Raw genomic sequence first — 12,812 nt, forward strand, 5'->3', positions numbered from 1 at the left:
TCAGCCTACGGTCGCCGGCTGACGTTCCGTTGAAGCCTGCGGCCGGACCTGGCGCATACCGCGCCGCGACGGCCACCAGTTCCACTCGCCCAGCAGCAGCATCAGCGAGGGCAGGATCAGGATCCGGATCACGAAGGCGTCCAGCAGGACCGCCGCGGCGAGGGCGAAGCCGATCTGCTTCATCTCGATCAGGTGCAGTGCGGCGAAGCTGGCGAAGACGGTGACCATGACCACGGCCGCGCTGGTGACCACCCCGGCGGAGCTGCCGATGCCGTCCAGGACCGCCTGGCGGGTCGGGGTGCCGTTCATCCGGGCCTCCCGGATCCGGCTGATCACGAAGACCTGGTAGTCCATCGAGAGCCCGAACAGGATCACGAAGAGGAAGAGCGGCACCCGGGCCCCGATGGAGCCGGTCGATTCGAAGGCGAGGATCCCCTCGGCCCATTCGTTCTGGAAGACGAGCACCAGCAGGCCGAGCGAGGCGAAGGCGGAGAGCAGGTTGAGGACGATGCCGATCAGGCCGAGGACGACGGAGCGGAAGGCCCACACGGTCATCACGAAGGTGACGAGCAGCAGCGCGCCGATGATCAGGGGGAGCTTCTGCTTCTGGTGCGTCGGGTAGTCGGCATTGCGGGCGACGTCGCCGGTCACGGCGGTCTCGGTGCCGGTCAGCTCGCCCACGGTGGCGGGGATCAGCTCCGTGCGCAGTTTCTTCAGGGAGGTGTGGGCCTCGACGCTGCCGACGGGGTGGGCGACCGCCATCTCCAGCATGGTGATCCGGCCGTCGGGGGAGGTGCGCAGGAACGGCTTTCCGCTGATCGCGGGGTCCTCCGCGGTGGCGCGGTCCGCGAGTTCGGTGAGGGCGGAGGCCACCTCGGCGCGGCGGCCGGCGTCCGCCTTCACGAGGACCTGGTGCATCGAGTTGAGCTCGGGGTAGGCGGCCATCGCCCTGTCGTAGGTCTGCATGGCGCCGATGGCGCGGGAGTGGGTGTCGCGGCCCATCTCGGTGAGGTTCAGGTTCAGCACGGGCAGGGCGAGGGCGACCATCGCGAGGGTGGCCACGGCCAGGGTGGCGACGGGGTGCTTCGCGGTGGGCCGCAGCACGGCCGCGGTGATCCGGCCGGCTCCGCTCCTCGGCTGCTTGACGCGCAGGGTACGACCCTTGGCGGCGGCGCGGGCCTCCTTGCGGGCCCGGCGGCGGTCGGCGCGCTCGCCGAGCTTGGCCAGCAGGGCGGGCAGCACGGTCAGCGAGCTGAGGACGGCGACCAGGGTGACGACGATGGCGCCGGTGGCGATGGAGGAGAAGATCACGTCGTCGGCGAGGAACAGGGTGGCGCTGGAGACGGCCACGGCCAGACCGGAGACGACGACGGCGCGGCCCGAGGTGGCGGCGGCCAGTTCGACGACGGCCTGCGGCGTCAGACGTCCGCCCGCCCGGGCCCGCTCCTCACGTTCCCGCTTGAGGTAGAAGAGGGTGTAGTCCACGCCGACGGCCAGGCCGATCAGCAGGATCACGTTGGTGCCGACGCCGGCGTCCGGGAAGACGTGCGAGGCGAGCATCGACAGGCCGACCGCGGCGATGATCGAGGAGAGCGCCAGCAGCAGCGGGACGACGGCCATGGCGATGGAGCTGAAGACGACCAGCAGGGTGATCAGGGTGACGGGGAGCGCGATGACCTCCGTGCGGGCCAGGTCGTCGCCGCGGAGCCCGTCCACGCCCTTGCTGATCGAGGGGGAGCCGACTTCCTCCACCCACAACCCCGGATAGGCCTCCTGGACGGCCGCGGTCTGCGCGAGGAGCGCGTCCACGTGCTTCTTCGCGTCGAACTCGGCGCCCTTCATGGTGACGTCCACGCGTAACGCAGAGCCGTCGGAGGCGGGCACCGGGGCGCCGACCGAGGCCACCTCGGGGAGCGCGGCCATCCGGGCGCCGACGTCGCGGGCGGCCGCCTCGGCCAGGGCCTTGTCGAAGGAGCCGGCGCCGGGCCTGGCGTGGATCAACACCCGCTCCACGGGCCTCTGCTGGAGGCCGCCCTCCGCGGCGATGGCCTCGGCACGGCCCGCCTCGCCGATGCGGAAGTCCTCGCTGGTGGCGGGATTCGCGCCGATCGCGATGCCCGCCCCCAGGCAGAGGACGACGAAGAGGAGCCAGCCGGTAATGGCTTTCCAGGGGTTGCGGGCGCTCCATCGAGCCATGCGCACAGTGGGGTTCGTCATGACATACATGCTGGTCGGAGCAGGTGTGTCGGCGACAGGTGCGACCGGTTGAACTCCGGGTCCACCGACTGGTGGACAAGGGGCGTGGCCCGAAGCGGAAGTGGGGGCCGGCGGTCCGCGCGAGGTCGGCGCACGCGACGGCCCCCGTTCCGAGGGTGACCACTCGGAACGGGGGCCGGGGAAGGCGGATCAGTGGAAGCTGAGGGTCCGGTAGACCGTCACGTTTCCCACGAGTTCCTGGCACAGCTGCGCGGCGGCCGCCAGCCGGGCGGGGCAGTCCGGGGCTTCGGTGTCCATGAGGATGCCCAGGGTGGTGCCGCTGTGCCCGACGACCACGCCCAGACCGCCGACCTCCTCGCAGATGCCGGTCATCGGCTCCAGGGACCACTTGTGGCGCAGCACCTGGTTCATCCGGGCGCTCGCCGTGGCCACCCGCCCGACCTCGGCCAGGTCACGGGCGGCGACGGCGCCGGTCACCCGGTCCAGGAGGCGCGCGTACTCCCGTTTGTCGGCCGCCGTGAAGGGCTTCGGGATGTTGTTGAAGGCGACCGTGTCGACCGCACCGCCCTCGTCGACGCCGACCACCGCCATCGAGGGCAGCGAACCCAGCTCCGCCCGCAACCGGACGCTGCGGTGGTGGAAGGCCACGACCGCGTCGTAGAGCACCCCGTCGGTCGGTTCGATCCGCGCCAGGTACCCCTCGATGCGGCGCGGCGGCATCGGGACGCCGAGCGCGTTGGCCACCGCCCGCGCCGTCGCCACCAGGTCGGCCGAGGAACTGGCCAGCCCCTTGCCCTCGGGCAGGGTGCTGTCGATCCGCAGCAGCCCCCCGGCCGGCAGCCCCTCGTCCTCCAGGATCATCGAGGTGAGCCGCAGCGCCTTCTTCTTGTGCGGCGGCCACACCGCCGGCCCCGGCTGCTCCGGACTCATCTCGAAGCGGGCCATGGACCAGCGGGCCACCGGCAGCGTCACCAGGAAGTTGCCGTCCTCCTCCGGCAGGACCCCCTGGAGCAGCTCGCCGAAGGTGCCGAAGGCCGTGCTGACCCCGGTGGCGGCCACCCGGCGGTAACCGGCGGCGGGGACGGCCGCCGGGCTGACCGGCACGGCCGTCTGGGTCCTGATCATCCGATGCTCCTCCTCACCACGTCGGCGGTCTCCGCGGCCCGGGTGCCGGTGAAGTAGTGCCCGCCCTCTTCGAGTTCGTGCAGCGTGACGCGGTCGGAGACCACCCGCCAAGACCGGTGCGCGCCGTCCTCCGCGGCCGTCCAGGCGTCGTCGCGCGCCACCACCACCTCCACCGGCGCGTCGATCCGGTACGCCGCGGGGGCGTCCAGGATCCGCAACAGGTGTCGGTTGGCGGTGATCACATCGTGCCGGTAGGCCCGGTCGACGGCCGCGGCCCGCTCGGGGGCGAAGGCGTCCAGCTCGACGTAGGCGTTGTCGGCGCGCAGCCGGCCCAGGAGGACCTCCCGGCCGGCTGCCTCCACCTCGGCCAGCTCCGCGCGCAGCTCTTGCGCTCCGGGCAGCAACTGCCCGCCGACGAAGACCCGTTCCACCGGGCGGCCCGCCTCCTGGAGCAGCCGGGCCGTCTCCAGGGCCAGGGCGGCGCCCGAGCAGTGGCCCCACAGCAGGACGGGGGTGGCGACCTGCGCGAGGATCTCGTCGCGGGCCCGCTCCGCGAGCGCCGCCACGTCCTCCAGCGGTTCGTCCTCGGCCGCGAAGTCGTGCCCCGGGAGCTCCGCCCCCAGCACCGCGATCCCGTCGCGCTCCAGCTCGGTCGCCAGCGCCCGGAAGTTCAGGGCGCTGCCGCCCGCGTAGGGCAGGCACACCAGGGTGCGGTGCGGGTTGCGGAGCGCGAGCAGCGGGTGCAGCAGCGGGGGCGCCGGCTCGCGCGGCTCGCCGCCGCGCCGGCCGTCGAGCAGGGCCGCCAGATCCGCCAGCACCGGGTGGGCCACCAGTTCCTTCAGGGCCGGCACGCCGTCGAGGCGTACGACCACCCGTACCGCGGCGAGCGAACTGGCGCCCAGCGCGAAGAAGTCGTCGTGGCGCCCGATGCGCTCCAGCGGCACCCCGAGGACCTCCGCCCACAGCATGGCGAGCCGCCGCTCCGTGGCCGTCGCCGGCCCGGTGTGGCCGTCTCCACCGTGGCCGAGGGTGCTCGCCAGCTCCACGAGGGCCTTCTTGTCGGCCTTGCCGTTGGCGGTGCGCGGCAGCCGGCGCAGCGGGTGCAGATAGCTGGGCACCATGTAGTCGGGGAGCGCGGAGGCCAGGTGACCGCGGGCCCGCTCCACGCCGACGCCGAACTCGTCGTCGCCGTCGGTGGTGAAGAAGGCCACCAGGTGCCGGTGGATGCCGGAGTCGCCGACGATGACCACCGCCGCCTCCCGGACGCCGGGCAGGGCCAGCAGCCGGCTCTCGATCTCGCCGAGTTCGATGCGGAACCCGCGGATCTTGACCTGCTCGTCGTGCCGGCCGAGGTACTCCATGCGGCCGTCCGGCAGCCACCGGCCGAAGTCCCCCGTCCGGTACATGCGGGTGCCGGCCCGGAACGGGTCGGGCACGAAGACCTGCTGGGTGCGCTCCTCGTCGTTGACGTAGCCGCGGCCGACGCAGACCCCGGAGAAGGCGATCTCGCCCGCCGAACCGAACGGGACCAGACCGAGGTTCTCGTCCAGGACGTACGTGTTCACGTTGGGCAGGGAACGGCCCAGCGCGACCGGCCGGCCGGGCTCGGGCGCCCGGTCGAGGACCTCGTGCATCGTGTCGTCGCAGACCTCCGTCGCGCCGTAGGCGTTGACCAGCGAGATCGCCGGGCACAGCGCGAACCAGCGGCGCACCAGGGCCGGCGTGAGCACCTCGCCGGTCACCGAGACGGCGCGCAGCGCGCCCAGTTCCCGGGGGCGTCGCTCCAGCTCCCGCACGAGGACTTCCAGGTAACCGGGGACGGTCTGGGCGACGGTGACGCGCCCCTCGACGATCTCGTCGAGGAAGCCGCCCACGTCGAGCAGCACGTCGGTCGCCACGATGCGGGTGGCGCCGCCCGTCACGAGGGGAGCGGCGAACTGCCAGAGGGAGATGTCGAAGCCCTGCGGGGCGGTCTGCGCGACGACCTCGCCGCTGCCGGTGTCCCCGCCGTCCGCCAGCCCCATGTCCGCCGCCTTCGCCAGGAGGTGGTTGAGGAGTCCGGCGTGCTCGCACAGGGCGCCCTTGGGCTCGCCGGTGGAGCCGGAGGTGAAGTAGACGTACGCCGCGTCGCCGGGGCGCACCCGCACGTCGGGCCGACCGGCGGGCAGTCCGGCCGTGTGGACGTCCCGTACGAGGATCACGGCCGGCGGCGCGGGCACCGCGTCGGCGGCCTTCCGCGCGAGGACCTCCGTGTCCGGGTCGACGAGGACGAAGGAGGCCTCCGCGGCCGCCAACTGGGAGCCGATCCGGTCCACGGGCAGGTCGGGGCCCATGGGCAGGTACACGGCGCCGGCCTTCAGGACGCCGAGCGCGGCGGCGATCCAGTCGAGGGAGCGGTCCATGACGACGGCGACGACGTCGTGGGGCCGCGACCCGGCGGCGAGCAGCGCGTGCGCGACACGGTTGGCGTGCTCGTCGAGCCGGCGGTACGTCCACGCGCGGTCACCGTGCTCGACGGCCACGGCGTCCGGGTGGCGGGCGACCCGCTCCTCGAAGAGGTCGGTGAGGACGGCGTCGGGCAGCTCGGCGCGGGGGCCGGCCGGCCCGTGGATCTGGCTCTCGACCTCCTGGGGGGACAGCAGGCTCTGCCGGTCGTGCCGGGCGTACGGGTCCGCGGTGAGCAGGCGCAGGGCGGTGAGGTGGTAGCCGGCGAGCCGGTCCGCGTACGAGGCGTCCAGCGCGCGGGGGTCGTAGCGCAGCCGGAGCCGCAGCCCCGCGTCGTCCGGCAGCCACAGGACGCGCAGCACCTCGCCGTCGCCGAGCGGGGCGGGGGCGTCCCCGGCCAGGTCGAGGACCACCTCGGGCCGGGGCCCCTCGACGGCGCCGGCCTCGGCGAGGGCGACCTCGGTGGCCGCGGCGAGCTCCGCCCAGTCGGACGGGACCACCGCGAGGCGCAGTTCGCGCACCCCGGACCCGTCGGCGAGGCCGGTACGCAGCTCCCGCTCGGCGGCCACGGTGGCCAGCACCCGGGCGTGCACGGCACCGAGCAGCACGCCCGGCGCCACCCCGAGCGCGTCGGCGGTCGCCCGGAGCGCCACCACCGCCGCGGGCTCCACGCTCACCTCGTGAAACCCGGCCCCGACCACGGGCGCAGAGGAGTCCACCGCGACCCAGCGCGGCAGCCGGGCGGGGGGCACGTCCCCGGCGGGCGCACCGCCGGCCGGCGGTCGGGCGACGGCCCCGCCGGGGGCGCCCGCCGGGCCGCCGGTCGTGGGGGGTGCGCCGGCGGCGGCGGCCCGTGCGGTCGGCACGCCGCCGAGCGCGGGGGCCCCGACCGGGGCGGCCCCGGCCCGGGCGTCCGACGGGGTGCCGACCGCAGGGGCCCCGGCGGGGAGCGGCCGGGTCCGTGCGGGGGAGGTCGGTGCGCCTTTCATCGGGGGGTCTCCTCCACGGTGATGTCGATCAGGGCTGTGGCCGCCGAAGCCCGGCGGGCCGCGGTGGCGGAGTCGGGACCGGCGGCGACCACGCAGGCCAGGCGGTCCTGGAAGGAGTGCGTCACCCGCAGTTCCCGCCCCACGGCGGTGCTCGCGGCCACGGCGGCCACGCCGGGTGCCACGGCGGCGTCGGCCAGGCCCGCGACGGCCGTGACCCGGCCCTCCCGCGCCGACCGGACGAACCGGACGGCGGCGTGACCGGCCCCCGCCCCGCGCGGAGCGGGCGGCAGGCCGGCGGCCCGCGCGATCACCCGGTCCACTAGGTCCACCCCGGTCGCCGCCTTCACCGCGACCGGGATCATGCCGCCCGCCAGCCGCGGGTTGACCTCGATGACCACCGGCCCGGCGGGGCCCAGCCGCAGCTCGGTGTGGGCCGCGCCGAAGCCCAGACCCAGCGCGCCCACCGCCCGCACGGCGGTGGCGCCCAGCTCGGCCGCGGTGTCGGCCGGGACGGGGGCGGGCACGTCGTGCCCGGTCTCCACGAAGTACGGCTCGGCCCCGACGTGCTTGGCCACCACCGCCACCACCGCTCCGTCGAAGGTCTCCACCGAGAACTCGGGGCCGCGGACGGCCTCCTCCACCAGCAGCACGGCCGAGCCGTCGGACAGCAGCTTCCGCGCCCACGCGCGGACCCGCCCCGCGTCCTCGCACAGCCGCACCCCGACCGAGCCGGAGCCGCTGACGGGCTTGAGGACGACGGGGAACCCGATCCGCTCCGCCGCGCCCGCGGCCTCGTCGGCCCCGGTCACGGCCGCGAACGCCGGCACCGGCACCCCGGCGGCCGCGTGCGCGGCCCGCTGCGCGTCCTTGGACCGGCAGCGTTCCACGGCGTCGCCGTCCGGTCCCGGCAGCCCCAGCTTGGCCGCCGTGCGCGCCGCCAGGGCGACGAAGTACTCCGAACTGGAGGCGATGGCGGCCGCGTCGAGCCGCGTGCAGGCGTCCAGGACGGCCTGCGGGTCGGACGTGTCCAGCACCACCGTGTCGACGCCGTCCAGCACGGCGTACGGATACCGGCCCGGGTCCCGGCTCAGCAGGACGGGCCGCATCCCCCGGGCCCGGGCGGCGGCGCAGAAGTCCCGCCCGGTGCCGGTGGTGTTGCTCTCCAGGAAGGCGAACCGGCCGCCGCCCGCGCTCATCGCGTCCCTCCCGCCGCGAAACGTCTCACGACGGCGTCCACATCGGCGTCCAGCAACCGTTCCGCTTCGCGCAGTCCCTCCCGGTACTCCATGAGCCAGTCGCCGTGCCCGGCGAGGCGGTCCCGCAGGGTCGCCACGATGGCGGCGCACTCGCCCGGGCCGCCGCCCCGGTCCAGGTCGGCGACGACCTCGGCGAGCGAGGGCAGCCCGCCCCCGAAGTCGCTCACCCCCTCCGGGGTCTCGACCTTGGTGAGTTCGCGTTCCCCGGCGGCGATGGCGTCCCGTACGGCCGCCCCCACCACGTGGTGCGCGGTACGGAACGGCACGCCCTCGCCGACCAGCCGGTTGGCGATCACTGTGGCCGTGGTGAAGCCCTCCCGCGCCCGCTGCTCCATCCGATCGGTGACCGGCCTGGCCCCGGAGACCAGGACCTGGCCGAGCAGTACGGACTCCCGTACGGCGGCCAGCGCGGGCCAGGCCACGGCCACCGCCTCGGTACCGACCTCGATGGAGTTGGTGAACGGCGTCGACTTGCTGGCGGACGCCGAGGCGGTCCAGGCCCCCACCGCCCACGCGGCCTTGGCCTTGACGTGCTCCAGCAGGAACGCGTTGCGCTTCTGCGGCATCGCGGAGCTGCCGCCGACGAGGCGCTCGGGAAACTCCACGAACCCGAACTCCTGCGTGCTCCACAGCTGGAGGTCGGTGGCCAGCCGGCTCAGCGTGACCGCCGCCGACGCCACCACGGCCAGGGAGCGCAACAGCGTGTCGCGCGCCGCCACCGCGTCCGTGGCGTGCAGGGTCGGGCCGCCGAACCCCAGCAGGGCGGCCGTGCGCTCGGGGCGGATCGGCAGGTCGCTGCCGGCGACGGCGCCGGCACCCAGCGGGCAGCGGTCGAGGTCGTCGACGGCGGCGCGGAGGGCCGCGATGTCGCGGTCCAGGGCCGTGGCGATGCCGGCCAGGTAGTAGCCGTAACCGATGGGCATCGCGGGCTGGAAGTGGGTGTAGACGGGCATCACGACGTCGGCGTGCCGGCGGGCCCGGGAGAGCAGCGCGGCCTGGAGGCGCAGCACCTCGCCGAGGAGCTCGGTGAGTTCGGAGCGCAGCCGCATGGCGGTCACGGTGGCCTTGATGTCGTTGCGGGACCGGGCGGTGTGCACCTTCCCGCCGATGTCGGGGCCGAGCTCCTCCACGAGGTAGCCCTCGTACATCAGGTACAGGCCGCGCGGGGCCTGGCGGCCGGTCAGTTCGGCGAAGCCGCTGGCCCGCAGCCGCCGGATCCGGTCCAGCAGGGCCGCCGCGGCGGGTCCGGGCAGCAGCCCGCTCTCGCGGAGCATGACCACGTGGGCGAGGTCGACGGTGCTGGTGGCCTCCAGTTCCCGGCGCACCGCCTCCGGGCCGGGCTCGCCGTAGACCACCCGGCGGGTACGGGCGCCCAGGCCCTGCCGGAGCCGGCCCGTACCGGTGACCTCGGCCCCGCTCACGAGCCCACCCCCACCGGCTGCGGGGCGGTCGCGCCGGCCGGCGCGGGCCGGGACACGACGCCCGGGACCTCCTCGTAGGCCCGCCGGTCCCACACGAACCGGGTCCAGCGGTCGCCCGCCACGTCGGGGCCGGAGACGGTGACCGGCTCGGACGGCTGCTCTCCCAGCGGGTGCCCGTGCGCCTCCAGCCAGCTGTCGTCGTAGACGGTGGCCTGGTAGCGGTAGCCCTCGTCCGGGAGCATCACCACCCCGGTGCGGTCCGGGTTGCGCTCGGCCCACCAACGGGCGACGAGGTACGCCGCGCCGCTCGTCGGCCCCTGGAAGAGCGCGTGACGGGCGTGCAGGGCACGGGTGGAGGCGTACGCCTCGCCGGCGGTGAGCCAGTGCACCTCGTCGAAGACGCGGTGGTCGAGGTTGGCGGGCCACAGGCTGTTGCCGAGGCCCCGCAGCTCCCGCGAGCCGTCGGGCTGCCCGAACAGCACGCTGTGGTGGCTGTCCACCCCGATCGCCTCGGTGTGCGGGGTGACGGTGCGCAGGGCCCGCACGGTGCCGCACACGGATCCGCCGGAGCCGACCGGGCCGATCAGCGCGTCGACGGAGCCCAGGGTCCGCACGAGCTGCTCCGCGACCAGCCGGTAGGCGCCCGGGTTCCCCGGGTTGCCGTACTGCTCGGGGCAGAAGGAGTCCGGCAGTTCGGCGCGGATCTCCGCGAGCCGGCGCAGCCGGGCCTCCTGGAAGCCGCCGACCTCCGCCGGCTCGTGGCAGATCTCCACCCGGGCCCCGAGATCGGTCAGCCGCCGGTACAGGTTGGCGTCGATCGCGGGATCGCTGACCAGGATCAGCTTGCGGCGCATCAGGGCGGCCTGCATGGCCAGGGCGAGCCCGAAGGTGCCCGACGTGGTTTCGACGATCACCGTGTCCGGGCCGAGTTCACCCCGCTCCTCGGCCTTCTTGAGGATGTGGTGCGCGGGGAGCAGTTTCATCAGGGTGAAGGCCGCGCCGTACAGGTTCGGGCCGAGCCGGATGACGCGCGGCATCATCGTCGCTTCGGCTATCGACGGGTAGGCGGAGGTCACCGTCATGGAATCTCCAGGGACAGGGGTCGGCGTGGCGGACCCCTGTCACTTTGGTGAAGGACCCTGACGCGGCACTGACAGTGACGCCCGCCCGGCGTCAGGGCGGCGTCAGGGCCGTGCAGGACCATCGCGCCGTCGGAAGTGTGCGGACGCCGTGGTACGGCCGTTGGGGCAGGGGTGGCAGAGATGGTGTGGACACAGGTGGTCGAGGCCCGGCCGTTCGCCGCGTGGCGGGTGGTGTGCTTCCCGCACGCCGGCGGATCGCCGTACTTCTTCCGCGGCTGGGCCAAGGGCCTCGACGCGTACGAGGTCCACGCGGTCTGCTACCCGGGCCGCGCGGAGCGGTTCTCCGAGGAGTGCGCGGACCGGCTGGTCCCGATGGCCCGCGAGATCGCCGCCGCCCTGGCGGCCCCGGGGGACGACCGGCCGGTCGCGTTCTTCGGGCACAGCATGGGCGCGATCGTCGCCTACGAGGTGGTCCGCGCGATGGAGGAGGCCGGCTCCGGGGTGGCGCACCTCTTCGCCTCGGGGGCGCGGGCGCCCCATCTGATGACGGGGGACCCGGTGGCCGCGGCCGCCTGGGACGAGGCGTCGATCGGCCGGACCCTGATCGAACTGGGCGGCACCGAGCCCGAGTTGCTGGAGAACCGGGCCTTCGTGGAACTGGTGATGCCGTACATCGGGGCGGACTTCCGGATGCTCGCCGCCTACGAGGGGCAGCCCCGGCCCCCGCTGAACTGCCCCGTCACCGCGATCGTGGGGGAGGGCGACCCCCGGGTGACCGCCGCGCAGAGTGCCGCCTGGCGCGAGTCGACCCGGGGGCCGTTCCGTGCGCTGACCGTCCCCGGTGAGCACTTCTACCTGGGCGACCGGCCGCCGTTCGGGCTCATCGAGGACGCGCTGCGTCCGCGAAGGAGCTGACCGGACGGGGCTCGCGGTACATCTCCGCGAGCCGGAACGCCAGGTCGATGGACTGGGCGTGGTTGAGGCGGGGGTCGCACGCCGTCTCGTACCGGTGTGGCAGGTCCTCTGGCCGGACAGTGTTGCCGCCTCCCGTGCACTCCGTCACGTCGTCGCCGGTCAGCTCGACGTGGACACCGCCGGGGTGGGTGCCCAGCGACCGGTGGACCTCGACGAAGCCCCGCACCTCGTCGAGCACCGTTTCGAAGGACCGGGTCTTGTGGCCGCTGGGCGCGGTGACGGTGTTGCCGTGCATCGGGTCGCTGACCCAGCAGGGCAGCGCGCCCTCGGCCGCGACCTTCTCCACCAGGGTGGGCAGCACGTCGCGGATCCGGTCGGCGCCCGCCCGCACGACGAACGTCAGGCGGCCCGGATCGCGGTCCGGGTCGAGCCGGTCGATCAGGCCGAGGACGGAGTCGGCGGTGGTGGTGGGTCCGAGCTTCACGGCGATCGGGTTGTCGATCCGCGAGAAGAACTCCACGTGGGCGCCGTCCAGGGCGCGGGTCCGCTCGCCGATCCACAACAGGTGGCCGCTCGCGGCGTACGTCCGGCCCGTCTCCGGCTCGGTCCGGGTCAGGGCGGCCTCGTAGTCGAGGAGCAGCCCCTCGTGGCCGACGAAGAACTCGGCCGTGCCCAGCTCGCGCGTGTCCACGCCGCAGGCGCGCATGAAGGCGAGCGTGCGGTCGATCTCGTCGGCGAGGGCCTCGTAGCGTTCGCCGGCGCCCGAACCGGCGACGAACCCCCTGTTCCAGGCGTGCACCTGGTGCAGGTCGGCGAACCCGCCGGTGGTCAGGGCGCGGACCAGGTTGAGGGTGCGGGCCGACGCCTCGTACATGTCGCGCAGCCGCCCCGGGTCCGGGGTGCGGGAAGCCGCCGTGAACTCCAGGCCGTTGACGGCGTCACCGCGGTACGAGGGCAGGGTCGCCCCGTCGCGCTCCTCGTACGGGCTGGAGCGCGGCTTGGCGTACTGCCCCGCCATCCGACCCACCTTGACCACCGGCAGCGCGGTGGCGTGGGAGAGCACGACGGCCATCTGGAGCAGGGTCTTCAGCTTGCCCCGGATGGAGTCGGCCGTGACCTGGGCGAACGTCTCGGCGCAGTCGCCGCCCTGCAGCAGGATGGCCTCGCCCCGCGCCACCGCCGCCATCCTCAGGCGCAGTTGGTCGCACTCGGCCCCGAAGACGAGCGGAGGCGCGTCGGACAAGCGCCCGATGACGGCCCGCAGGGCCGCGGGATCGGGCCAGTCGGGCTGCTGGGCGGCCGGGAAATTCCGCCAGGAGGTGCTTTTCTCGTTTTCTCTCATGGCGTCAATTACCCATCGGC

8 protein-coding genes are annotated in these 12,812 nt (G+C 74.4%); 1 reads left to right on the plus strand and 7 read right to left on the minus strand.

Translation table 11 applies throughout. The annotated features are described in order from the left end of the window. The 6 genes from ACFYYJ_RS34955 to ACFYYJ_RS34980 all read right to left on the minus strand — a co-directional run bounded on the left by ACFYYJ_RS34955 (position 1) and on the right by ACFYYJ_RS34980 (position 10,535). On the minus strand, positions 1–2,217 hold the full coding sequence (locus tag ACFYYJ_RS34955; protein WP_385124110.1) for an MMPL family transporter: 2,217 nt from the start codon (positions 2,215–2,217) through the stop codon (positions 1–3). 189 nt (positions 2,218–2,406) lie between these two features. Further along, on the minus strand, positions 2,407–3,342 hold the full coding sequence (locus ACFYYJ_RS34960) for a kinase (RefSeq protein WP_385124108.1): 936 nt from the start codon (positions 3,340–3,342) through the stop codon (positions 2,407–2,409). After that, complete coding sequence (locus ACFYYJ_RS34965) at positions 3,339–6,776, minus strand: amino acid adenylation domain-containing protein (protein ID WP_389138201.1); 3,438 nt, start codon at positions 6,774–6,776, stop codon at positions 3,339–3,341. The genes ACFYYJ_RS34960 and ACFYYJ_RS34965 overlap by 4 nt, the downstream gene beginning before the upstream one ends. Continuing rightward, positions 6,773–7,972, minus strand: coding sequence for an ATP-grasp domain-containing protein (locus ACFYYJ_RS34970; protein ID WP_385124103.1), 1,200 nt, complete (start codon positions 7,970–7,972; stop codon positions 6,773–6,775). The genes ACFYYJ_RS34965 and ACFYYJ_RS34970 overlap by 4 nt, the downstream gene beginning before the upstream one ends. Next, positions 7,969–9,453 carry an argininosuccinate lyase gene (argH, locus tag ACFYYJ_RS34975; protein ID WP_389138203.1) on the minus strand — a complete coding sequence of 495 codons (1,485 nt, stop codon included), beginning with the start codon at positions 9,451–9,453 and terminating at the stop codon, positions 7,969–7,971. The genes ACFYYJ_RS34970 and argH overlap by 4 nt, the downstream gene beginning before the upstream one ends. Then, a complete protein-coding gene (locus tag ACFYYJ_RS34980; protein ID WP_385364137.1) occupies positions 9,450–10,535 on the minus strand; it encodes a cysteine synthase family protein in 1,086 nt (361 codons plus the stop codon). The genes argH and ACFYYJ_RS34980 overlap by 4 nt, the downstream gene beginning before the upstream one ends. A 180-nt stretch (positions 10,536–10,715) precedes the next feature. Between ACFYYJ_RS34980 and ACFYYJ_RS34985 the strand changes: the two genes are divergently transcribed. Further along, the gene (locus tag ACFYYJ_RS34985; RefSeq protein ID WP_385124097.1) at positions 10,716–11,450 is read left to right on the plus strand and encodes a thioesterase II family protein; all 735 of its coding nucleotides are present in this window, start codon (positions 10,716–10,718) and stop codon (positions 11,448–11,450) included. On the opposite strand, the gene ACFYYJ_RS34990 is transcribed toward ACFYYJ_RS34985, so the two are convergent. Then, positions 11,416–12,792, minus strand: a complete 1,377-nt coding sequence (locus ACFYYJ_RS34990) for a class II 3-deoxy-7-phosphoheptulonate synthase (RefSeq protein ID WP_385124095.1) — start codon at positions 12,790–12,792, stop codon at positions 11,416–11,418. The genes ACFYYJ_RS34985 and ACFYYJ_RS34990 overlap by 35 nt on opposite strands. Positions 12,793–12,812 lie beyond the last annotated feature (20 nt).

The sequence above is a fragment of the Streptomyces sp. NPDC002467 genome, assembly GCF_042889825.1.
Classification (GTDB): domain Bacteria; phylum Actinomycetota; class Actinomycetes; order Streptomycetales; family Streptomycetaceae; genus Streptomyces.

What these genes read in the sequence shown, in the direction of transcription:
- ACFYYJ_RS34980 (WP_385364137.1), bottom strand. Translation starts at nt 10,535, where the DNA reads ATGACGGTGACCTCCGCCTACCCGTCGATAGCCGAAGCGACGATGATG.
- ACFYYJ_RS34960 (WP_385124108.1), bottom strand. Translation starts at nt 3,342, where the DNA reads ATGATCAGGACCCAGACGGCCGTGCCGGTCAGCCCGGCGGCCGTCCCC.
- ACFYYJ_RS34970 (WP_385124103.1), bottom strand. Translation starts at nt 7,972, where the DNA reads ATGAGCGCGGGCGGCGGCCGGTTCGCCTTCCTGGAGAGCAACACCACC.
- ACFYYJ_RS34955 (WP_385124110.1), bottom strand. Translation starts at nt 2,217, where the DNA reads ATGACGAACCCCACTGTGCGCATGGCTCGATGGAGCGCCCGCAACCCC.
- ACFYYJ_RS34990 (WP_385124095.1), bottom strand. Translation starts at nt 12,792, where the DNA reads ATGAGAGAAAACGAGAAAAGCACCTCCTGGCGGAATTTCCCGGCCGCC.
- ACFYYJ_RS34985 (WP_385124097.1), top strand. Translation starts at nt 10,716, where the DNA reads ATGGTGTGGACACAGGTGGTCGAGGCCCGGCCGTTCGCCGCGTGGCGG.
- ACFYYJ_RS34965 (WP_389138201.1), bottom strand. Translation starts at nt 6,776, where the DNA reads ATGAAAGGCGCACCGACCTCCCCCGCACGGACCCGGCCGCTCCCCGCC.